This window comes from candidate division TA06 bacterium, from assembly GCA_004376575.1.
In the GTDB taxonomy this organism is placed as follows: Bacteria; Hydrothermota; DG-26; order E44-bin18; family E44-bin18; genus E44-bin18.
The window spans coordinates 1-23,514 of sequence record SOJN01000147.1 but is presented as its reverse complement, the minus strand read 5'-3'; the positions used below and the strand labels follow the sequence as shown (position 1 = coordinate 23,514).

The window sequence follows — 23,514 nt, the reverse complement described above, 5'->3', positions numbered from 1 at the left end:
ATGTACGTGTTGAGAGCTGCGCTTTCTAGCATTGCCCGTAACAAGTTGATGGCTTTCATCTCTCTTGGAGTGATAGTCGTCTCCATCTTTGTGCTTGGGATATTCCTGACGATCACTGTCAATTTCCAGAGCATAGTTACGGCGCTGAAGGAAAAAGTTGAGATAAGGGTCTTTCTTAATGATGAGATCGACAAGACGGGCGTGGGGGATATTAAGGGTGCGATAATGGCGGTTGAGGGTGTAGAAAATGTCTTCTACACATCCAAAGATGATGCCTTAGACAGGTTCCGGGAAGAGTACAAAGACAAGGCAGATCTACTTGACCTGGTTGAGGGCAATCCTCTTCCCGCTTCCTTCAGTGTAAAACTTCTCCCAGAATACAGAACCGAAGAGAAAGCATCCACTATTGCCAGTAGGATAGAGAAGATGGAGGGTGTGGAGGAGGCAGAATACGGAAAGGAATGGGTGGCAAGACTAGACGAGGTGGTAAGGATTCTCGTGATGGTGGACGCTTCAGTCGGTGCGATCATAGCCCTCTCATGTCTGTTTCTCGTTTTCAACACCATAAGGCTTACCGTTTTCGCCAGAAAGGAAGAGATTGAAATCATGAGCCTGGTAGGCGCAACCAGCAGCTTCATAAGGAGGCCATTCTTGCTGGTCGGGCTGTTCTATGGCTTTCTTGGGGGAGTTCTTGCCAGTGCAATGCTTTACGCAATCTATCAGGCAGTCATCGTCAAAGTTCCAGCGATAAAGTTCCTCGAGCCTGCGCAGCTTGGTGGTCTTGTTCTGTTCGCCACCTTGCTTGGCTACTTCGGTTCTGTGTTCTCAGTGCGGAGATTCGTGGCAACATGATCTCCTCTCAGAAGCGGGTGGTTGTGGGCATGAGTGGAGGTGTGGACAGTTCCCTGACAGCATCAATTCTAAAGGATCAGGGTTATGAGCCTACCGGCATAACCCTCTCTTTGTGGGCGGAGGGCTCAAGATGCTGTTCAGAAAAGGATGCTCTGGATGCGAAGAAGGTTTGCCAGACGCTCCGGATCCCTCATTATACAATCTGTCACCAAAGCAGATTTCAGAGGGAAGTGGTTGACTACTTCGTCAATGAGTACGCAAGAGGAAGGACCCCAAACCCGTGTGTGGTGTGCAATGAGAGGATCAAGTTCAAGATGCTTCTCTCCAAGGCGATGGAGATTGGGACACACTATGTGGCCACAGGCCACTATGCCCGCGTGGAGCGTGACGAGGAATCGGGCTTTTTTCTCCTTAAGCGAGGAGTGGATGAAGCCAAAGACCAGTCTTACTTCCTCGCGACCTTGCCTCAGGCGGTGTTGCGAAGAATCCTTCTCCCCATGGGTTCGATTACGAAAAAGCAAGCCAGAGAGAGCGCCAGGACCAGCGGTCTGCATGTGAAGGACAAGAGCGAAAGCCAGGAGGTCTGTTTTGTAAGGGAGGGGGAACAGGAATCCTTCCTGGAGCGGAGAATAGGAAAGCAAAACGGAGAAATAGTGGGAGAGGATGGTGGAGTACTGGGCAGGCATTCAGGAATATACAGGTACACAATAGGCCAGAGAAGGGGCCTCGGGCTTTCCCAGAGATATCCTCTTTATGTAAGAGCACTCGACGAGAAAGAAGAAAAGGTTTTCGTGGGCCGCGAGGAGTCTCTTCTCAAGAAGACTGTCACTATTGAAGGCGTGCGATTCTTAGCACCTCAGAAGGGACGCGCGGTAGAGGTAGAAGCAAAGATCAGATACGGCAGCCCGCCCTGCCCCGCGAAATTCGAACTTCTGGAAGAGAATAGAGCAAAGCTCACCTTCCAGGTTCCACAGAAAGCCGTAACTCCCGGCCAGCTCGCAGTCGCGTACATAGGCGACACTGTGTATGCTTCGGGATGGATACTTTCCGGCCAATAGCCAAAACCACGAAATTCCCATCCCCTGCGCACCCCACCTTCGAAATTGCGAAATTCGAAATTGAAAACCCTGAAACCACAAGATTACACAAGATTAACACAGATTCAGACCATATTCTCATGGCTGAACCCGAACCAGAAGAATAATCTTGTGGTAATCAGTGAAATCTGTGGTTGCGAAATTGAAAGCCGGGACTGCTTCGACTCGCTCCGCGAGGCGCGTTTATGCCGAGTCTGTCGAGGTGCAATGAGAAGTGTGGTTGTTGGCCCGGCGAAAAGCAGATCCTTCGGCTGAGGCCAGGCTAAGGAGAGTCATGAGTAGCCAAGTGCCTCCGCTCGACTTCGCCCTTCGGGAGCCTCAGGGCCTCGCTCGGGATTAAGTCTTTGTAACGAAGTCACTGCGCTTCGCTTGTGACCGCTAACAAAGACTAAACAGGACGAAAAATGCCTCATCCAGTGACATAGAAGCATTCGGGAGGTCCTTCGGCGTTGCCTCAGGATGAAAAATACCCTACCCTGTCTGCCGACAGGCTCAGTCTTTTTCAGCTGGGCCTATTTCGTTTCTATTTTCGAAGGTGCAGGGTGGGTAGGTGGGAATTTCGTAGTTTCATGTATCAGCTATCGTACAGCGTGCTCCTGCAATCAGTGGTTCAGAGGTTTCAGTCCGATCCTGGTGCCCGGAAAACGCTTGACACGACCTCCGGGCTGGCATAGATTATTGGTGTATCTGTCGGCGGTTTTCAGAAATCAAAAAACTTTAGGCCGGAGGCAGCGATGTTACCGAAATGGATCATCATTTTTTCGGTAGCGCTGGCCATCCTTGCGCACAGCGATTCCTCTTCTGCCCGGTTCCTCATCTGGGATGCGGATGGAAATACGAACAGCGGCCCTGCAATTAGAACTACCCTCTATGGTGCTTCTTATGAAGGTGACTACACCACAGACATCAACCCTTACCTTGATAGCCTTTCAAACTACTGCGCCATCTTCATCTGTCTGGGGGTCTACGACCAGAACTACGTCCTGGCTCCTGGTCCCATTGTGGACTCTTTGTCCGCCTACCTGAATGGAGGTGGAAAGATCTATATGGAAGGGGGAGACACCTGGGCTTATGACACTCCCACTGCCCTTCACGGTTACTTTAATATCAATGGTCTTGACGATGGATTTGGCGATGTGGACACCATACTGGGTCAGCCAGGGACTTTCACCGAAGGGATGATCTCTGGCTATTCTGGAGACAACCACTTTATGGATCGACTCGACACTCTGGGAAGTGCCTATGTTGTCTTCGCTAATGATTCACCTCCTTACAATAATGGAATCGCATACGAGGACGGACCCGGATCGTACAAAACGGTTGGCACCTCCTTCGAGTTCGGCGGCTTGGAAGACGGCGCTCCCCCAGGCACCAAGGCCTTCCTAGCAGATACCATCATGGGCTTCTTCGGCTGCCTCCCGGCCATCTATAACCTGAATGTAGGAGTAATCTCCATAACTAGCCCATGGAGCTGGACCCTACCCAACACCCCTCTACTTCCCCGGGCCCAGGTGAAGAACCTTGGTATAGACACCGTCACCTTTGATGTGACCTGTGTCATAGACTCACTGGGAGATACAATCTACACTGACACCCAACCCGTCGTAGACCTGCCGAGCGATAGTATGCAGCAGGTCAATTTCGTCAGTTGGACGCCTGCCGGAGTCGGCAACTGCTACAATGTCACAGTCTACACTCAACTCGCCGGGGACCAGATGCCCGCCAATGACACCCTGGACGTGACTGCCTGTGTTTTCGACACGACATGGGATATTGTTTCAGAGTATACATCCAACCCACCCATCATAGACGGATTCATGGCTCCCGGGGAGTGGACAGATGCCACCCGGAGGGACGTGAGTAACATCTTCGATAAAACTCTGAACAACCCTGGCTGTGTATATTTCTATGTCAAAAACGATACCGACAACATTTATATTGGTGTAGATGCCGTCTCAGACTCAACAGAAGAAGACTACGACCTCATCTGGACCTATTTCGATGACAACAACGACGGCGCCTGGCCCATTTGGCCGCTTCCTATTGAGGGAGATTTCTCCATCGCAAACAAAGGCAGTGGTGACAGCGTCTACTTCAGCGCCTTGAACTGGGACTCATGTAACGCCTGGCCTCCTTGTTCACTTCAGAGGGCAGATTTCGCAACTATCAACTCCGGGCATATGCAGTACGAGTGGGCTTTCCCCCTCATACTCGTGGAGGAGATTCCCCCGACTGCCGATTGCTACCACTTTGCCGCAATTCAAGCCTTTGCGTGTGATACGGTAGGGTTTTGGCTCGCCGTCCTGAATCAGAATCCCTCCCCGACCTGGATTGGCTGGTGGCCCACCAATGCAGAATCTCCAGAGGGGTGGGCCTGCGCACCGGGGAGAATGGGGAGATTGATTCTGGGGTGTCCACCTAATCAATACGACGGAAGTGTGGTCTCCCTGGATGCCCCTCCGGACACTGTCTGTCTGGACTCGACGTATGATGTGAAAGCCACGGTGAAGAACGTCGGGTATGCTACGCTGGATTCCATCGAAGCTGTGTGTACCATTGATACTACGGGCGGCAACGTCTATACAGAGTACGGCATCATTCTCAATCTTGGGCGAGGTGAGGACACCCTTGTCCCGTTCATCCTCTGGACCGTCCCTTCCAGCGTTCCCTCTGATTCCCTCTTCATCATGACCGTCACCATTACGGCCACTGGAGACACACTAACAGCCAACAACTCTCTTTCCAAGACCCTTTATATCTGTACAGTTGGAATAGAGGAGAGACTGACGCGGTCTCGTCTTCCAAAGGTCTTCAGGCTCTCTCAGAACAAGCCCAATCCATTCTCCCTCAGTACAACAGTCACTTATGCCCTTCCAAAGAGAAGCGCCGTCAGCATGAAGGTCTTTGATGTTGCAGGGAATGAGGTTCGAACACTGGTGAAAGACCTTCTCGAACCTGGATTCTACAGCCTATCCTGGGACGGCAGAGATGCTCGGGGCGGTGCCACTGCGAGCGGTGTCTATTTTCTGAGGATGGAAGCCGGAACGTTTAAGTATGTTCGAAAGATGGTGATACTTAACTAACTTTCTGCAAAGTAGGAAGGACGAAAAAAAAAGCTGTGAACTGCAAAAACTTTTGGCAGGAGGTGGCAATGTTACCGAAATGGATCATCATTTTTTCGGTAGCGCTGGCCATCCTCGCGCACAGTGACTCCTCTTTTGGCCGGTTCCTCGTCTGGGATGCTGATGGCAATACAAACAGCGGTCCCATAATAAGAACTGCCCTCTATGGTGCTTCCTATGAAGGTGACTACACCACAGATATCAACCCTTTCATAGACAGCCTTTCAGACTACTGCGCCATCTTCATCTGCCTGGGGGTCCATGATTCCCGCTTTGTTCTGACTCCTGGCCCAACCGTTGACTCTTTGGTCGCATACCTGAATACCGGCGGAAAGATCTATATGGAAGGGGGAGATACCTGGGCTTATGACAGTACTACTACCCTCCATCCCTACTTCAAGATCATAGGAGACTGGGATGGTATTGCTGATGTGGGAATCGTACTAGGCCAGACTGGGACCTTCACTGAAGGGATGACTTTTACCTATTCCCCTTCGGCAGACAACGAATATATGGATCGAATCCTCCCGGACAGCTTGAGCACTGCCTTCGTCATGTTTGAGAACGAGAGCCCTTCCTATATCAACGGGATCGCCTATGACGATGGAGGAGGGTCTTACAAGACCGTAGGGATCTCCTTCGAATTCGGCGGTTTAGAGGACGCACTCTCCCCGAGTATGAAGACTGATCTCGCAGACAGTATCATGGGGTTCTTCGGCTGCCCCCCAGCCATTTATAACCTGAACGTAGGAGTAATCTCCATAACTAGCCCGTGGAGCTGGACCCTACCCAACACCCCTGTGATTCCTCAGGCCAAAGTGAGGAACCTGGGCACAGACACCGTCACCTTCGATGTGACCTGTGTGATTGACTCAGGGCAGGGTACTATCTACACCGACACCCAACCCATTACAGATCTCGTCAGTGACAGTATACGGCAGGTTAATTTCGCCGGATGGACGCCTGCCGGAGTTGGTAACTGCTACCAGGTTACTATCTACACTCAACTCGCCGGCGACCAGATGACCGTCAATGATACCCTAGACTTGACTGCCTGTGTTTTCGACACGACCTGGGAGATTGCTTCACAGTATACGTACAATCCACCTAGCATAGACGGGTTCATGGCTCCTGGAGAGTGGACTGATGCCACGTGCCGGGACGTGAGTAACATTTTCGATAAGAATCCCTCCCTCAGCAACTCGGGCGCTGTTTACTTCTATGTCAAAAACGATGACGATAGCGTTTATTTCGCTGTGGATGCCATCGCGGATACAATAGAGAAAGCTGCTTTCCCGTTCTATGACCTCTTCTGGGCCTTCCTTGAAGACAACAACGACGGCGCCTGGCCCATTTGGCCGTTTCCTATCGAGGGAGAATTCATGATTCAGCATGACACGGTGTTTGGGGACAGCGTGGGCTTCAGCGCCCTGAACAGCGACTCATGCAACTGGTGGACGTGTTGTCTAGCCGATAGAGGGCAATACGCGACTGCTCTGTCCGGGCACATGCAGTATGAAGTGGCCCTGTCTCTTTCCCTCATTCCGGATACCACGTGCTGGGGCTATGCTGGAATTCAGGCCTCTCCGTGTGATACAATCGGGCTGTGGCTCGCGGTGGAGGATGTCCGTTCGGATCCCCCGGAGTACCTGTGGATCGGCTGGTGGCCCGCCAATGCCGGCTTTCCAGATACAGGCCAGTGTGTACCCGGAAAAATGGGGAGCTTGATCCTCGCATGTCCCGGGGATGCTTTTGATGCAGGGGTCGTCTCTCTAGATGCGCCGCCTGACACCGTCTATCCTGGCTCATTGTATAATGTGCGAGCCACAGTCAGGAACATGGGAACTCTCGTTCTGGATTCTATCGCTGCAGTGTGTACTATCGATACAACCGGCGGTAATGCTTATACCGGCTACGGGACAGTCCTCGATCTGGGACCTGGTGAAGATACCCTCATCATGTTCATCCCATGGATGGTGCCGCCTGTGTCCCCTGACTCCTTCATTATGACCGTCACCATAACGGCTGCTGGAGACACGCTGACAGGCAACAACTCTCTTTCCAAGACACTCTACAACTGCGAGACTATTGGAATAGAGGAAAGGCTGGCGCGGTCTCGTTTGCCAAAAGTGTTCAGTCTCTCTCAGAACAGGCCCAATCCATTCTCCCTCCGCACAACGATCACCTACGCCCTTCCTAGAAGAAGCCCCGTCACCATGAAGGTCTTTGATGTTGCAGGGAATGAAGTTAGAACACTGATGAATGACCTTCTCGAACCTGGATTCTATGGTTTGTCGTGGGACGGCAAAGATCGTCGAAGTAACCCGACCGCAAGTGGCATCTACTTCCTTAGGATGGAAGCAGGAACATTCACGTATGTGCAAAAGATGGTTATCCTGAAGTAACTTTTTCCAAAGGACGACTCTTCACAAAGTACGGAGTACAAAGTGCAAAGTACAAAGAACGCTTAGTACTTCGCAATTCGTACCTTGTACGTCTGTGCTAAGGGAGTCCGCGCCGCTTACGCCAAAACCACTCAGTCCCAAATATGGCGACAGCTAGAATGAATAGTATGGGACTGGTTTTTAGGTCAAACTCCAAACGCTTCTTCGCCGAGACAGTCTCGAGCGCAAGTTTGTCGGGTAGAAGGTTGGCTTCAGACAGGCTGAAATAGAGGCCGCCGCTCGCACTTGCAATCGCTTTCAGTTCATCTTCTCTCATCCTGGTCTCAGTAAACTCCAGGGTGAGTTCATCAACGGCCAGTTTTCCCCTGGCTTCTGCTATCTTCTCTTTGTCCTTGTAGGCAACAGCCCTATAGGTGAACTGACCAGGAGGAAGGGCATCGATAGCGCCCTCATATCTGCCTCTACCCATTCCAGCCAGAGGCAGTTCAATCGGCTCCTTGGTTGATATCTTCACTCTAACATTGGCCCGGTCTTCGGGTCTGTAGTTTTCATCGTAGACTTCAACCAGAAACGTCACTGTCTCACCTGAGGTGTAGATATTCTTGTCTGTTCTTATCCGGAGCCTGTCCATCTCCTGCCTCGCAACCAACCATCTAAAGACATTGGAGAAAAGGTTCGAGTAAGCCGCGCTGGGCTTTCCGAGTCCAACGGGCATGAAAGACCACTTCCAGGTCTCATTCGATAGAATGCACATCGTCTTTCCTCTCCCAAACCTTTCTATGGCTATTGTGGGCATAGGTCCCTGAGCTGTCTTTGTAGCAGGGTCGACCGCCAGGGCAGTGGCTCCAGACTTGAGACCTACCGCTCTATCCTCAACTTGCACAGGAGGCAAGCCCTTCCAGGTGGATTGGCTCTGATACATGTCCGCGGAGAGTGAGGTCGTCGCGTGCGCGAGCCCCTCGACCGTTGGCTGATGTTTCACCTGTTTGTTGAGCTGGCCCCCCAAGACTACTGGCAGCAAAGGCTCTAGGTTCTTTGGAAGATTCGACATACCACCCAGAAAGAGTACTCCTTTTCCATCAGAGGATACAAAATCAGAGATGAGTTTCCCCAGCCCTTCTGAGATCTGCCCTCTATCTGGACTGTGGACCGCAACGATATCATACATTGAGAGCTCACTGTGGCTCGATGGAAGGCGGCCAGGATTCTCACTGCTGCCGCTCAGGAGAAGGTATCTCGTTTTGTCCAGTAACAGCAGCTGATTCATACTCACATTCTTGTCTTCGGAAGAGCTGATCAAAAGAAACTTCGCATCCCAGCAAGGTCTCGCTATTAGCAGAACCTTGATTTTTGACTTGAGAACCCGCATTGCGAAGGGACGGGAATTGTTGTCTGTAGTCAGTTCGTCCTTGAGGGGGGCCACAACAATCCTATAGGTGTGTAACCCCGGGGTCGTCGGGTTCAAGTCAAAGGTGACCGACTGTTCCTGTTTCTGTCCCGACAGAGTGATCTCTTTCGCATCCAGCCGCTTCTTTCCTTCGTAAATAGAAACGACCGTCTTTTCATCCTTAAACCCCTTTGACTCGATGTCAGCTTCTACTGGAACCCTGTCTCCTGTATATGCGATCTCATTTGTTCTTATCATCCTCACCAGCACATCCCTTCTCATGGAAGCCTCGCCCACACCAACAGTGTAGATGGGAAAGCCCGCCTCTGTCGCAGCGCCCAGGGGATTCTCCCCCACATTGGAGGCGCCATCTGTGACAAGAATAAGCGCTGAAGGCTGCCTCCCCAGAACCTTGGGTACTTCCCTGATAGATTCACCAATGTCGGTGACCTTCCCGGATGGAGCCAGGCTTTCGCTCACAGCCTGCACGTGTCCTGAGAAGCTGAGGACTACTGCCTCGGCCTTTTTCCTGAGAGAAGGCAGCAATTCTACTTCAATCAGCCGTTCAGCACCCTGAAGCCTGCTGGGAGGGGTATCATCTATGGACATCGAACCGGATGTGTCAATAAGAATGGGGACCAAGGGTTTCTGCCTGAGGCTTAGCACCATACCTGCTACAGGCTCAAACAGGGCAAAGAGCAAGAGGGAAAGACCAGCGCCTCGCAAAAAGGCAAGGGGCCAATCCCTCCCTATCGCCCCCGAAGGCCTTCTTCTGTAGAAAAGGTATGAGAAGAAGCCTGAGAGAATGATAAAAAGGGACAGGAACAGGAGATGTCCCCTTGTGAGATGTAGAGAGAAACCGCTCATCTGTTCTGCCCACAGGAATAAGATATGGATGTAGAATAAAGATCAATCAGTAATACCATCTTCCATATTCATCCTATAGAAATTGAGGAGAACCTCTTCCGCGTTTTCCTGAAGACTCACCTGTCTGGAAAGACGCACGTCAACACCTTCATGTTCCTCCGACCCTTGCACACTCACTGAGACTGAAATACCTCGAAGATCAAATGTACCATCACTATCTTCATCTTTTGCTGCCGCAACATTATAAGTCCCATCGGATAAATATTGAAAAGAGAACCTTCCAGCCTCATCTCTTAGAAAATCCAAGAAAAGAGGGGTCCAGAGCGAGTCGAAGACACCCATTACCGCCATGTATGTATTTGACGCATTAGCTACGGTTACTGTTCCGGAAATCCTTCCTCTCGGAATACTGTCCAGGGTCGAGAACACCGATTTTTCTAAACGCAACAGTCGATTGCCGCTGTAGTCCTTGCATCCCTTCGTTACGTATATGCAGGACTGGTATGAAGGAAGTGACAGAATAGCCACTGAGACAGAGGTCATCTGCTCATTCCATTTCCAGGATGTGTCGGCAGGTGGAGGGAGAAGGACTATTGAACCAGCATGGAGAGAAGAAGAAGATGTGTCCATAGTCTCGTTAAAGAATACGCAGAGTGCGGTATCCACAGCAACTCCTGCGGACATGTCTCTTGGATAGATTTCCTTCACGCGCGGCCTGACGGTGTCGCGTGCCGTACTTCCCTGAAATGACTTTCTGCTCTCAGGTCTCACCTCATTCCCTGCCTGGTCTGTAACACCTGATACATACGCGGTGTAGGACACGGGTTCCTGGTTCTCAGTGGTGAGGCGGGCAATCTGCCCATTTGCAAGAAGGCTAACAGACAGAACGCTCAGCGTATCATCATCACCATCCACGATCATATAGTTATTCAACTGCTGTATTGTGACTATGTCCATCTTTTCAGTGAAGGCGAGATCGACGTGATTCCTGTCCGCAGCTTTTGCCCAACCAAGCTTCGGTGCCCACCTGTCAGGGCTCGGGGGTATACCCCTCCTTCCACATGAACAGATAAGGGGAAGAACCAGAAAAAACAGAGCTATCCTATGGAGCATACTAACGGAAGTTTAGCCCCACTCCAATGCTGAACTCATCCTGGATCCTGATCTCACCGACCAGGCGAAGCCCTTTAGAGATCTCGTAGATGACACCACCGGTAAGAACAATGTCTGTTTCGCTGTCGCTGTGACCATGAGAAGTCCAGTTTGTGAAGACAATGAGCAGGCCCCCATACGGGTAAACGTTGCGTCCGCGTTGAAGTTTGAGCCTGCCGTCGACCAGACCACCAAGGGTTATGGTGAACGCAGTGTATTCATCCCCGAACGCGATGTCCAGTCCGCCGATGCCAGATATGTTGGTGGGGACTTCCTTAGTTGATCTATAGAACATGTACTGAGCATCGCCGCCCAGAGTCAATACGTTTGACTCATGAATTCTTGTGAACACCAATCTTCCGCCAGCCTCAAAGTCCTCGACAACACCCATTCTCCCCTGACCCATAAGAGAAAAACCGTCATCACCCGACAATATGACGTATCCACCACCGTACACGTCCCCAGGGTTAGTCGTTCTTGCCCTATGGAAAATGCCAACGGACTGGGCAAAAGACACGTTTGCCGCCAGAAGAACGACAAGAACCACAAGCATCAGCCGTCTCATTGTTCCCTCCTTCAAAAGGTTAGACCGGCCTCTCCACAAATGCGCTCTTCAATATCTCAATGATCAAGTCGTCGTAATCCATACCTTCGTGCTTTGCCTCTGCTGGCAAATCTGAAAGCTGCATCATGCCCGGTATGGAGTTCACCTCCAGGACAAAAGGCACTTCATTCTTTTCTATGACCATGTCCACTCTTGAAAATCCATGGCATCCGAGAGCATGGTGGGACTGCAGGGCCAACTCCTGCGTCTCCTCATAAACAGCATCTTTCAGCCTTGCAGGAATAATGAACTCTGTCATCCCTTCTGTGTACTTCGCCTTATAGTCATAGAACTCACCCTCGGGAACAAGCTCGAGCACTGGTAGAGCTCTAGTTTTCTTAATGCATCCGAGTATTCCCACTGTCGCACACATGCCGTCTTTCAACCTTTCGGCAATCAGGTTGCCAAATTCTCTCTGATGATTTCCCAGATTCTCCCGCAAGGACTGTTCACTGCGAATAAACTTCACCCCTATGCTTGAGCCTTCTGTCGTCGGCTTCAGAACAAGGGGGATGCCAACCTTCTCAAGAACCTTTTTCTCGGCCCTCCGCGAGTTCTCATCTTTGCCTATCAGGCAATAGTCTGGCGTCCTGATAGAACTGACCTGGAATATCATTTTGGAGTATGCCTTATTCAACGAAAGAGCGGATGCAAGTACACCAGATCCAGTGTATGGAATGCCAAGGACCTCTAACAGAGCCTGCATTCGTCCATCTTCTCCCCCCTCTCCATGCAGCGCTATGAATGCTGCCTCAATCTGGTTTGAGTTGAGGGACCCCAGCGAATCTTTCTTAACATCTATCATTGTGGCGTTCAGGCCCTTCCTTTTGAGAGCCTGCCACACCATCTTCCCCGATAGAAGAGATATCTCGCGCTCCCTGGACCAGCCGCCCATGAGAACCCCGATGTGCTTCTTCCTCAGCTCCTCCATCTCCGCCTCACTTCACATCTATGATCAGCCTGTTCGTACCTATGTTCTGGGCTCTATCCGTCGCTTTCACCACAATTATGTGCTGGCCGCCGGACAGGCTGGAGGTCTCCAGTACAAACGACTCCTCTTTGGTGTCAAATATCTGATCAATGGGGAAAACTGGCCGCCAGGGATTGCCATCAATCGAATATTCACAGTTGGCCACTGGACTCGCGTCATCTTCCACCTGGAAGGTGATTCTGTATTTCCTCCCCCGCTTCACGTCCGCTCCCATTCTGAACACCTCTGGTGGGGTGTTATCTATAACAAAAGGGTCGCTTTCACGCACATCTCCAAGAGCAAGATCGTCAGGATTCGATGGGGAGTCGCTTGCCTTAACTCTTATCCTGTACTTGCCATCTGGAAGAGACTGTGAGTCGAATGTGTGTGAGCTCATCTTTAGATCACTCTCCATGGTAAACCAGTTCCGTTGTCCTGTTCCTTTGAACTGAACCACAAACTGAAGCGAATCGCCATTGGGATCCTCGGCCGTCCACGAGACAATCACTTCACCCCTCAAATCCTGGCGTGGCCGGCCAGAAGAACCCTCTGTTTGACCAGAAGAGAGTGGCTTTACGGTCACCCCGGTTATCTTGGGATCGAGGTTCTTTTGTAAATAGGCAACAGAAACATCACGAAGCGTCGGAGTGACATGGGAGTTCTTGGTGGAAAGCTCTGCCTTCCACTGGAGAAAGCGGGCGGGCGGACTGCTCACCTTTTCCCCTTCACCTTTGGTAGAGCTTTTAGACCAGTCAGACCAGGTCTGGTCTGGTTTCTCAGTGTTCCCGCTTCTGGTCTGCACCGACACAGACGTACGTTCAGGTGTGTACGCAGTCCATGAGATTACTCCCCAGAAAGAAATAGTGAGAGCATCCAGAGACTGAGAGGTGAAATATCCCTTTGCTGCATAAGTCTTCCCCAATGTGTACACCCTTCCCATGTTCCCCGTCGAAAGTATGAACTCCTCCTCATTGCTAGCTATGGAGAGAACCTGAAGTGCTTCTACCCTGCTCAGAATTTCTGTGGTTCCATCTCTCGCAACTCTCAATAGTTGGCCCTCTTCACCCGTTCCAACTACTATGTCGCCGTCAGGGAGCATGGCCATGCACAGTAATGTATATGAACTCCAGGAAACCACCTGTGTGGTGGTACCATCCTTGCTCACCTTGTATATGGCCGAAGCTCCGGGAGTAACAGGAGCTGCTTCTCCTCTGGGTTCATCGTCTCCTCGCTTTGCCCGTGAGGGGCTTGAAGAGGGAGCAGACTCACCGCTCGTAGTCCCAACGAGGATGTTGCCTGCCTCATCGAAAAGTATGGAACGAATCTCCTTTTCCGGGGTATCATAGAGCACCTTCGTCTTCTTCCCATCTATAAGGAAGAGTATCCCATCGTGCGCACTTCCCGCATAGATCTTACCTTCGTGAACCGCTACCTTGGTGATGTTTGTCTGTCCCGACTCCAGTATTACCTGAGCGCTCCCGTTTTTCTTCACTCTGTAGATTCTTCCCTTATCTCCCGTCCCTGCTATTAAGTCTCCGTTCTTATCGATGGCCATTGACCAAATGTATTTCTCCTCAGAGTCGAACAAGACTTTTCCGCCGGAATCATTCACCCGATAGATTATCCCGCCGGGTGCCGTGCCGGCATACAGCTTCCCCGATCCATCAATGACCATGGATAGGATCTCGGCTTCAGGAGAGTCGAAGATCACGCTGGAATCCCCGTTCGGCTGAATCTTGAGGATTTTTCCTTCGTTTCCTGTTCCAGCATAGATGTTCCCCTTCTTGTCTGACGCTATGGACCATATGTAGGGTTCAACCGACTCGAACTTTTCGGTAAGTGGAGGTGAGAGGACAACAGAACCATCCTTTTTTATGGATATGTTCTCCTGTTTTCCTCTGGAGAAATCCTCAAATGTTTCTGTTCTAAAAAAAGTCGTTGAAACAGCCTCTGCCAGATGCAAAGTTGCGAAGAAAGCTGTCATCAAAAATAACCAGGCAGCGATCCCACAAACCGCTATTCTCATTTCTCCTCCACTCTCACCTTAAGTTCTCTTCTACCCGATATAACATCTTCAGTCTCTATTACCCTCTCACTGGAAATGATGTTAGAGGCCTCCATCAAATCTCTAGATTGAGTCTTCTGAATAACACTAAGGAAAGATGGGGGAAGAGAGGGCATCTCGCCCTCAGGTACGGAAACGATCTTTCCAGGTATGTACATGGTGACCACGATAGAATTCGATGGCCTTTGTGACCCAATTCTTTCTATAAGCTCATCAAGGTTGCGCGGTTTTCCTTTGAAAGGCTGTCTCCTTGTTTCCTCTCCAGCTGCAGTGGCCCCATCTGCAACGATTATGGTGACATCCCCTGGAGGCGAATCTTCAGGTATCACCAGATGTGCAGTCTTTACATACTTCTCTTGCGCGTGGGGTTTCAGTCTGATAGTGACGACAATGGTATCTCCGGGATCGGCGATGCGCTTGCTGACAAATGCGTCTGCTATGTATGCCCTCTTCGATTTATTTGTAAGAACCAGCTTGATGTCCACGTTATTGAAAGTGACTTTTTCAAAAGCATTTCCCATCAGGACTGCCATAATATCTGTGGCATCCCTGGCCAGGCCAAATATCGCCAGACTGTCTGAGTACGTCTCTCGAAAGCGGATAGCGTCGTGCCCTTCCAGACTGATCGTTATGTCAGAGTTGATTGTGAGCTCTCCCCGAATATTTCCGCTCACCATCGCACTGTTCATTACAGCTATTGCGAACAACGACGGGGTCAGCGCCCTATTGAGTATCACGTTGATCTTATAGTCGGAAACCCCCTCGTCGGAATCGACCGTGATGTTTAGAGGGAGCACCTTTGCTCTCGCATCAAGGCTCCCACTGATGCCAGAAAACCTGTCCTCAAGAACCGCACCCAAACCCTCTGTGGCAGACGCTATCTTGTATGAAGTCATGCTGCTCTTGAGAATTGTATGCACGTAGCCACCAGTCGCTGGAAGCTCGGTTTTCCCTGTATGAAACATCGGGTGTCCCCAAGCATAGAATTTGTTCCCCTCAAGATGCGTCAGGGTCCCTATTGCGCTCATCTCGAAGTCACCATCTAGCAGTCTTATCGCCAGAACAGAACCAGGTATCAGAGGAGATGATTCTCCGCCTCTCTTTCCTCCTCCTGCGACAGGAATAAGCCCGAATTGCTCAAGAGGAGAGGCGGACCAGCGTGTGGCTCGAGGGTCAAATCCTGAGAAAACCACGGGAGTCGCGATAGGAGTGATGTCGCCAAAAGACTCAAAACGAGGACGTCCCATACCGACAGCGCCGAAATCCTTAGAGGAAAGAATCTCCTCTATAGGAACGGCTGCAGCCAAGGGCTTTTTCTGAAAGATACCCAGCGCGTACGCGATTGCACCCACCAGTTTACCGTCGACATAGACAGGGCTTCCACTCATACCCGCAATCACGCCAGATTCTTCAAGTGGTCCTCCCGAAAGCTCAAGCAAAATCAGGTCAGACTTTGGCCTCGCGTTCTTGAGCACACCCACCACCTCGACATCGAAGTCCTTCACCTCAGTCCCGTGGAAAACAGTCTTGCCAATGCCTTTCATACCCGGTCTCAAATCGTCCACGGGCATGAACTCAACAGGAGCTGCTCCTGTAGAGGCCAAAAATGGCATCAGGAAAACCATCAAAAGCAAGGGTTTTCTTCTCATTCTCCTATCCATGTAAACTCGCCGGAACCCAGGGGAATTGCAGCTTCGTCCACTTGTTTGGCAGCTTCATCTTCCGCTAAGATACCATGCCGCAACCTATTAGTCAAGTGATTTGATGCCTTTGACAAAGTACAAAGTACGAAAAACTAGATACGAGGTGTTTAGTACTTCGCTCTTCGTACTTCGTCCTTTGTTTTAAAGTGGAGATCAGCTCACAGTTTGTCTGCATTGATCAGGGCTTCTCTGGGATTGCCTTCAATGAGCCCCTTGATTATGGCGAATTGAAGATGGTAATGGTGGAGAAGCCGTCGGTCGGGAAGGACACCTTCGGTAAAGCCCATCCCAGCGTCATTGAAAGCATCGGAGAAAGACAGGGCCAAAACCAGTCCTTCCCCGTGGTCTGCAAATGTCATCACTGGAACGGCCCTTTCCGAAAAGAGCAGGGGCTTGCCGCCTCTCAACTCAAAAGCATCCCCAAGGTCCCATGATATCTGCGAAGAGGGCTCATACGCAGGCGAAGCATCAGCCACCAGGCCCTTGTCTGCAAAGATGTCAAATCTCTCCAAGAGTTTCCTGGACGCATCCGAGCCGTTTTCAACTCTGTCAGCGACAAGAAGCCGACCTCCCTGGGAAACGAATCTCTCCAGAGCATCTATTTCCCTCGCAGTGAAGTCGGAAACCGGGTTGATGAGAACAACCAAATCTCCCCTCTCTATGCTCTCTTCGATATTGGGCACTGCAAACGGGTAATACCCGAGCCTCAGAACCCACTGGAAGAAGATCTCGTATGACTGCCCAGGCTCTCTTGTGAAGCCTGTAAGTGGAAGATCGTAATCACAGTGGCCCTGTTCGAATACGACCCCGGTCAGCTCGGAAACAGGCGTCGGGAGTTTGTACGTCGACCTGTTTATGGCCCCGAAAAGGAGAATTGCAAGTGAGGCTGAGAACATGGCGCCAACGAGCGCAAAAGAGATGAACCCGAAGTTCTTCGCGTTTCTCCTCGGGAGGATGTAAGCCGAAAGGAGAAAACAGCAGAGAGATATTATAAGCAACAACCTGTTCACCCACGGAAACCTGTTTTCTCGATTGAGCCAGTCGGCTGCCCCAAGGAGAAACTCAGGCTTTCCAGGGTAGAAGGCGGAGAAATTGCTGTAGACAGTGCTGTCTGTGAATCCAACGACCCTTCCCCTTCCGTATCTCGTGGCGATTGCCTGATGGAAGTTGCCGAACCACATCCCCAAACGGTCCACGACCTGGGGGTAGAAGTTTGAAACCGAGTAGTCAATGTCCAGTTTCTTCAGTCCTCCTGCTAGAATCACTCTGCCCGGAAAGAACGAGTTTGGCTCTATGGAACAAGAAACAGCAAACAAGAATGGCGGCATTCTCTGTATTATCGGATGAGGAAGTACGCGCGGTCGCGTGTAAACCTGTTCAAAGACACGCTCAATATCAAACAGACAGTCATACCTGAACTTAAATCCAAAACGACTGGCAATCGGATTCAGATATACACTGGAGCCAAACACATTTGTGTGGTCTCCAATCAGGAAGAGACCCCCTCCTCTTTCCACGAAATCCACAATTGCATCTATCTCTTCTTCGGAGTAAGAGTTGGTTGGAACCTTTACCATGAGGACATCGCAACTGTCCAGCATTTCGGGAGTGATCGTTTCGAGGTTTCTTTTCAGTGAATAGTGATGCGCCAGGTATTCCGCCATGCAGTAGTAGTTGTACCCCGATTCTGAACCATACCATTTTGTATCATAGCGCTTCGTCGTGACTGTCCACTCGCTGTGTTTCTCATCGATGACGAACCTCCCCTTCTTCAACGTACCAGGGTCGTGGAACCCGAAGGAGGCTGTAAGAAGAAAGGCCCCCGTGCACAACAGCACGCCAGCAACTCTCTGCCTTGGTCCGAGACTCAGATTTTCTAAGATGACGGCCGAAACAGGCTTTTCCCGAGGATGGAAGAACCTGTGTATTATGAAGGCGAATGGTAAGAAACTTATCCCTATCGATACGGGATTCCAGAATATGTAAGTCTTGCTCGCCTCCTCATCGTATCCAACGAAGTACATAACATATACAAAGAACACAAGCAGAAATACATATCTCACCACCACGTAGATTCCCACGGTGACAACCAGGTGGACCACCTTCCGCCAGACATTCTCGAAATAGAAGAATATTGCAGCCACGCCACCAGCAACAATGAGAAGGGCCGGCAGGAGTCCTATGGCCGCCCACGTAGTCTGAATCTCGTAGAGCTCTCTCATCGTTCTGAAGAAGAGCGTATTCTGGCTGTAACTGACCGGCACCCTCAGGAACCTGAGTAGTCCGAAGATGAATGGGGTCATACCATTTACCGTAGGCGAGCGAGCGGAAATGATGCTGTAGATCCCTGGTATGAGAGATTGCATGACCAGAACGGCCCCAACAAATAGAAATCCAGAACCGATTGGCCTGGAGCTTGGCCAGAGCATCAACAGGATTGCAAGTGCCATCATCCCTGGACCAATTCTGTACGGAAGAGGGAGAATCGCGCTGGAGAGAAGAAGCGGGATGATGAGGTACAGAATCTTCTTGTCAAGATTCGAATGCTCCCTGGGGCGCAAGCCGAAACAGGCGAGAAGAGCAGCCACACCTATCAACACCCAACCGAGCCAGGGCACAGGGCTGGTGTATATCTTCAGGCCGTACAGCCAACTGATGGAGGAAAACAGGACTGCCAACCAGATGAGAAACATCCCTTAGCTCTCCTCAGGAGTATTCAGTTGATCCAGAAGCCAACTCAAGAATTCGATGTTCGCAGTAAGCGGCTCATCCTCGGTTTCCAGGTTAATATTGTAGAAGAAGCCAGAATCTCCGAAGACCACAATTCTACCTTCTCCGTGATTCTTCAGGACAACGGCTGGGTATTCGCCGTGACCGGCTATGACCTCGACATCTTCACCGGAGTATGAGATTGGCCAGGCCTCACGGAAATACACAAACAAGTCGGTACCAGGTACATCTGTGTAGAAGCTCCCCAGAGGGGTATTCTCTATGTCAAACCCAAAGTGCCTGAGCAAAGATGTGGAGGCGCCCTTCTCCTCATATCCAACGGCCATAAGGAGGTTGCCGCCGTTCCTCACATACTCATCCAGTGCGGTTATTTCTCCACTCGTAAAAGCCTTGCTCGGAGCTATCAGTACAAGGAGTCTACTGCTATTCAAGAAGTGAGTATCAAAGTCGCGCATACCGAACGAAAGATAACCCTTGCGCATCAGGTTCAGGTGGAGGCCCATGTGACCATGCGGCTTCCAGAACTCCACCGGGTACCTTCCGTAATGGGAATCGTCAACCAGCGCAAAATCTCCTCTAATAGGTGTCTCTACTCTTCCTGCAAATAGAGCCTGGCTTAAGATGATTGGAACAATCGCGAGGATGGGCATCAGGAGGAAACGGAGAGCTGAGAAGCCTGATACAGAAGTCAGGAGAATGAACAGACTCAGAAAAACAATTGATAGAGTGAGCCTCGGACCGTGAGCAGGGATTCTCGCATCACTTGCCAGCCATGTGAGGACTCTGTTGACGAACGGGTATGTGTCGATCATGAGCGGGTTAACGAATCCAGAAGTGTCACCGAAGATGAGCACCTTCCCTTTCCCGTAGTTCTGCGCCGCGGCCAGAATAACGTCTCCCAATCTCTCACCGGGATCGTATTCCAGATTTCCAAGGTAGCCACCATCTTCATCATCCGGATTTCCTTCGTCTGAGAAGCCATACCTGCCTATGATTACCGGGACTGCTGGATAGGAGATCCTGAGTGAAGCACCCACAACTGAACCCACATCGTTCTGTTCATCGCTCATACCGACTGTGAGAGGACTGGCCGGATAGGAATAGGAGTGGAGCCATCCGCCAACGAAGTAGTCTCCTGAATCGAAGTTGTACTTTATCTTAAACGGCCTCAGAACAGCATTGAGCCAGTTCTTCCTCTCGTCCTTGAAGAAAGTGTGGTCACCGAGCATAACAAGTGATCCGCCTCTCTCCACGAATTCCCGTATCTCTTCGTATGAGTGAGCTGGAAGCTCATGGTCGATATTGATCATAAACAGGACCGTGACACCAGTCAGTATTGAACCATTTATTGAATCTATGGTAATCGACTCGAAACCGAGCGCTTCAGCGAAAACGGGGAGATTGCCGAACATCCCCGAACTGCGCGAGCCATACTCCCCATGGATGGGCCTCATCCAGTTGAAGTAGCCTTCTCTGTAGAAGGCTATTCTTGCCTGTCCGGTATCCCGTGCCGGAGCAACAAGAACCAGAATGAGGATTGAGACCAAAAGAGCAGAAAGCCCCACCCCTCCGAAGACAGGCCTTACTTTTCCAGGGGATGGCTCAATGGTCGGATGCATGATCCTTGTGAAAACATAGAGCGGAATGAGACCTAAGCATAAGGCAAGAAGCGGAGCCGACATGAGGATTCTATTGTATGCGCTGACGCCCTCAGCGCTATCGCGAACGACGGTCGCCATTGCGTGAGCGAGTGGATGGCCGAGAGCAATGGCAATACCATTTGCCACAAGAAAAGCAACCACTAGCAGCACCAGGCTGACGGGCTTCTTTCTGCGACTCGAGAAGAAGAGGGCTACAGAAACCGAAAGGAACAAAAGAGTAATATATACTCCCGTAAAGCTCGCAGAGATTGAGAGCTGCCTGCCTCCTGCTGCTCCAATCACTCTTGAGAACCAGACCGAGAATGATTGAATGGCAGACCAGACAATGGGCGAGTGCTTCTCAAAGATGAGAAATAATCCAAACGAAAAGGTACCGACTGCCATACCCTTCAGTTCTCGGGCGGTTTCGTCTCCGCTTGACAAGACCTGATACAATCCGAGGAGAAAGAGAGACACGAGCAGTGGCCTTAAGCCCGGCTGGACCCTGAGGGAAGCGAATGCAGAAATGAGAATCGCAAGCCCTAGCCAGAGCCGATGACTCCTTAGCGCAACCTTCCGCAAAGGCAAATAGGTTATGGCGAGCCAGAGCAGGAGTACTGCTCCAAGTGCCAGATTGAGTTGGTGCGTGAGGAAGCCAGCTATTTCTGAAAGGAATGCGGTTGCAAGAATTAGAAGGGCTACCTTCTGGAAGAGATGGGTAGATGAGCGGCCGTGGGCTAGGGAGTTTTCTGTCACGACAATGCAATATAGGTTAACACGCACGAAAAGTCAAGGCAGAACTCCGACGGCTCCGCCCCACCGAACCTGGCTTCAATCTCTCATGTTTCGTATCATTATATCTTTCACATTGGGTTCTTCATAGCCCTATTTCTGGTTGCCTCAAATTTGAACCCGCGACATTTGCCCCTTTTCTTGAGTTCGCACTTCGATGGATCACTGTGGACTCTTACCCCAATACTGAGGGAAAAGTGGAGAATTGCCCCAGGAATCCCGAAAACCATAAAGACCCCCATTGAGCTAACACACTTCAGCTTTGTCGCTTATGACCATGGGGGTAATTGGACTGGCAGGGCACAATTCTTGCAATAAGACGTTACAGTAGGATCATCAGCGCTTGCATTGGGGAACGAACTTGAAGCAAGTCAGACCTATCTTGTTTCCTTTCATGTTATCACGAAATCACGAGCCCATTGCAGTGCTTTTCATATCCGAACATGAAAGGAGGTGATAGGATATGAAATGGACAGGTAAGCTAATACTACTCCTCGTGGTTATGGCTGCCGCAGTCGCTTTCCTCTCCATGAGAACCGCTCAAGGAACTGATGATTCCAGTGACGGTCCGCTCTATCAAAACACACTAAATCAGGCCTTCACTGAAATGCGTACTGTTCGCAACGTGCCTGAGAGCAACGAGCATGGCGAAGACCTTCAAGACCTTCTCCTGGGAAGGAAGCCAGAGCCAACAAAGAAACCACGTAACACCAAATGTCCTCCGGATGATACGCGCTGCCCCGTTAAGGGCACCAAGTGCCCGAAGAAGCGTAAGTTTACGAAGTGCGAAGTCACCCACAACAAAGATGCCCCTACCAAGTGCTTCGATGAGAGCAATTACACAAAGTGTAGGGCAAAAACCTACTATCCTGAAGACCCTACTAAATGCACCTTTCCTTGGTGGACGACGTGTAAGGTGACCCACGACTTAGGTAGTTCTGGTCGTACAAGGTGCTTCGCTCCCAAGACCGTGTGCCTCGCAAAACGCTGGTGTTGGCCTGTACCACATGACCTGGGTGTCACGATGATAGATCCCCCTGGTCCGACTGGATGCAATCCATACGTCCCCACCGTCCATGTGAAGAACTTCGGACTGGAACCGGCATCGTTCTTCGATGTCTTTATCATGATAATGACATCAGGGGACCAGGAGACAAAGACCATCGAGGACACTCTTGGGCCAGGGGAAACAATGTCCGTAGAATTCTCGCCTATCCCTCTTCCCGAAGGCGACCACGAGATCTGTGCGACGACGATCTGGACACCGGATCAGAACCCTGACAACGACGAGATGTGTGCACCTTTCCACTGTGGGACGATGGATGGCCCCGCGCTTTCTTCACGCACAAGGATTGAGGCGAGGGCGCTTGCTCTGTTCCAGAGCTATCCCAACCCGTTCTCGGACAGAACAAGTATAAGCTTCATGATTCCTGCTGCGACTCACGTAACTCTCAGAATCTACGATGTGACGGGAAGCGTGGTAACGACACTGGTCGATGGAGAAAAGGCAACCGGCCTTTACACTCTAACCTGGGACGCGACAGATTTAAACAACGGCGTGTACTTCTACAGGATGGTTGCCGACGGAAGAGTCTTTACGGGGAAGACGATGCTAATAAGGTAGACGAAAGTCGGAAAGTCAAAGGGGCCTGTGCCGCTCAGCACAGGCCCCCTCACTTCGTGGGGAATTCTTGCCCGACATGGGTCCGAAAAGTGGAGAAATGCCCCACCTCGGCCGAAGTCCAGCAGGAACCGAACTGAGCTAAGTCTCTTTGGTTGTTGCAGTTAAGTATGTGCCGCCAATCAACATCGTGGGGCACGACTATTGCGACGAATCGTTACAACGCGTGCACCCACCCTCGGTGAGAATTGGAGCACTAACTGAAGCAAGCGAGCATTATCTCTATTCTCTGTCTTGCATTGTCAGCATGCCACAAGCCCATCATAGGGCTTTGTGTATCCCAATATGAAAGGAGGTGAAAACGGATGAAACACACAAGCAAGCCCATGCCATTCCTCGTGGCCCTGGCAGCCGCATTTGCTCTCCTCAGCGTGAGCACGGCCAATGCGATGCAGGATTCTGGCGATAGCCCTCTCTATCAGGCGACGCTGATGCGAGCTTACGGTG

The 23,514-nt window shown here is 50.9% G+C and carries 13 protein-coding genes; 5 read left to right on the top strand and 8 right to left on the bottom strand.

Features of this window, described 5'->3' with window-relative positions; genetic code table 11:
• The 4 genes from E3J62_12235 to E3J62_12220 all read left to right on the top strand — a co-directional run bounded on the left by E3J62_12235 (nt 1) and on the right by E3J62_12220 (nt 7,476).
• A complete protein-coding gene (locus E3J62_12235) occupies nt 1-852 on the top strand; it encodes an ABC transporter permease (protein ID TET43807.1) in 852 nt (283 codons plus the stop codon).
• Nucleotides 849-1,910, top strand: a complete 1,062-nt coding sequence (gene mnmA / locus E3J62_12230; GenBank protein ID TET43806.1) for a tRNA 2-thiouridine(34) synthase MnmA — start codon at nt 849-851, stop codon at nt 1,908-1,910. Before E3J62_12235 ends, mnmA begins: the two co-directional genes overlap by 4 nt.
• 773 nt (nt 1,911-2,683) lie before the next feature.
• A complete protein-coding gene (locus E3J62_12225; protein ID TET43805.1) occupies nt 2,684-5,032 on the top strand; it encodes a T9SS type A sorting domain-containing protein in 2,349 nt (782 codons plus the stop codon).
• Between the two features lie 68 nt (nt 5,033-5,100).
• Nucleotides 5,101-7,476 (top strand): T9SS type A sorting domain-containing protein, encoded by a 2,376-nt coding sequence (locus tag E3J62_12220; GenBank protein ID TET43804.1) that lies wholly within the window; start codon nt 5,101-5,103, stop codon nt 7,474-7,476.
• Nucleotides 7,477-7,573: 97 nt separating this feature from the next.
• Here E3J62_12220 and E3J62_12215 read toward each other — a convergent pair whose 3' ends face one another.
• The 8 genes from E3J62_12215 to E3J62_12180 form a co-directional block, all read right to left on the bottom strand.
• Complete coding sequence (locus E3J62_12215; GenBank protein ID TET43803.1) at nt 7,574-9,730, bottom strand: hypothetical protein; 2,157 nt, start codon at nt 9,728-9,730, stop codon at nt 7,574-7,576.
• A gap of 42 nt (nt 9,731-9,772) precedes the next feature.
• The gene (locus tag E3J62_12210; GenBank protein TET43802.1) at nt 9,773-10,843 is read right to left on the bottom strand and encodes a hypothetical protein; all 1,071 of its coding nucleotides are present in this window, start codon (nt 10,841-10,843) and stop codon (nt 9,773-9,775) included.
• 1 nt (nt 10,844) lies between these two features.
• A complete protein-coding gene (locus E3J62_12205) occupies nt 10,845-11,447 on the bottom strand; it encodes a hypothetical protein (protein ID TET43801.1) in 603 nt (200 codons plus the stop codon).
• 19 nt (nt 11,448-11,466) lie between these two features.
• Nucleotides 11,467-12,417 (bottom strand): D-alanine--D-alanine ligase, encoded by a 951-nt coding sequence (locus E3J62_12200; protein TET43800.1) that lies wholly within the window; start codon nt 12,415-12,417, stop codon nt 11,467-11,469.
• Between the two features lie 7 nt (nt 12,418-12,424).
• Nucleotides 12,425-14,482 (bottom strand): hypothetical protein, encoded by a 2,058-nt coding sequence (locus E3J62_12195; protein ID TET43799.1) that lies wholly within the window; start codon nt 14,480-14,482, stop codon nt 12,425-12,427.
• Entirely contained in the window at nt 14,479-16,182 is a 1,704-nt protein-coding gene (locus tag E3J62_12190) for a hypothetical protein (GenBank protein TET43798.1), read from the bottom strand. The genes E3J62_12195 and E3J62_12190 overlap by 4 nt, the downstream gene beginning before the upstream one ends.
• Nucleotides 16,183-16,382: 200 nt before the next feature.
• Nucleotides 16,383-18,917, bottom strand: coding sequence for a hypothetical protein (locus tag E3J62_12185; protein ID TET43797.1), 2,535 nt, complete (start codon nt 18,915-18,917; stop codon nt 16,383-16,385).
• 3 nt (nt 18,918-18,920) lie between these two features.
• Complete coding sequence (locus E3J62_12180) at nt 18,921-21,350, bottom strand: hypothetical protein (GenBank protein ID TET43796.1); 2,430 nt, start codon at nt 21,348-21,350, stop codon at nt 18,921-18,923.
• Between the two features lie 499 nt (nt 21,351-21,849).
• On the opposite strand from E3J62_12180, the gene E3J62_12175 reads away from it, so the two are divergent.
• Nucleotides 21,850-23,010, top strand: coding sequence for a T9SS type A sorting domain-containing protein (locus E3J62_12175; GenBank protein ID TET43795.1), 1,161 nt, complete (start codon nt 21,850-21,852; stop codon nt 23,008-23,010).
• The last annotated feature ends 504 nt before the right edge of the window (nt 23,011-23,514 follow it).

Bases quoted from the DNA above. Each gene is read 5' to 3' on its own strand.
- E3J62_12195 (TET43799.1), bottom strand. From the start codon at position 14,482: ATGAGAATAGCGGTTTGTGGGATCGCTGCCTGGTTATTTTTGATGACA.
- E3J62_12220 (TET43804.1), top strand. From the start codon at position 5,101: ATGTTACCGAAATGGATCATCATTTTTTCGGTAGCGCTGGCCATCCTC.
- E3J62_12185 (TET43797.1), bottom strand. From the start codon at position 18,917: ATGTTTCTCATCTGGTTGGCAGTCCTGTTTTCCTCCATCAGTTGGCTG.
- mnmA (TET43806.1), top strand. From the start codon at position 849: ATGATCTCCTCTCAGAAGCGGGTGGTTGTGGGCATGAGTGGAGGTGTG.
- E3J62_12190 (TET43798.1), bottom strand. From the start codon at position 16,182: ATGGATAGGAGAATGAGAAGAAAACCCTTGCTTTTGATGGTTTTCCTG.
- E3J62_12225 (TET43805.1), top strand. From the start codon at position 2,684: ATGTTACCGAAATGGATCATCATTTTTTCGGTAGCGCTGGCCATCCTT.
- E3J62_12210 (TET43802.1), bottom strand. From the start codon at position 10,843: ATGCTCCATAGGATAGCTCTGTTTTTTCTGGTTCTTCCCCTTATCTGT.
- E3J62_12235 (TET43807.1), top strand. From the start codon at position 1: ATGTACGTGTTGAGAGCTGCGCTTTCTAGCATTGCCCGTAACAAGTTG.
- E3J62_12205 (TET43801.1), bottom strand. From the start codon at position 11,447: ATGAGACGGCTGATGCTTGTGGTTCTTGTCGTTCTTCTGGCGGCAAAC.
- E3J62_12200 (TET43800.1), bottom strand. From the start codon at position 12,417: ATGGAGGAGCTGAGGAAGAAGCACATCGGGGTTCTCATGGGCGGCTGG.
- E3J62_12175 (TET43795.1), top strand. From the start codon at position 21,850: ATGAAATGGACAGGTAAGCTAATACTACTCCTCGTGGTTATGGCTGCC.
- E3J62_12215 (TET43803.1), bottom strand. From the start codon at position 9,730: ATGAGCGGTTTCTCTCTACATCTCACAAGGGGACATCTCCTGTTCCTG.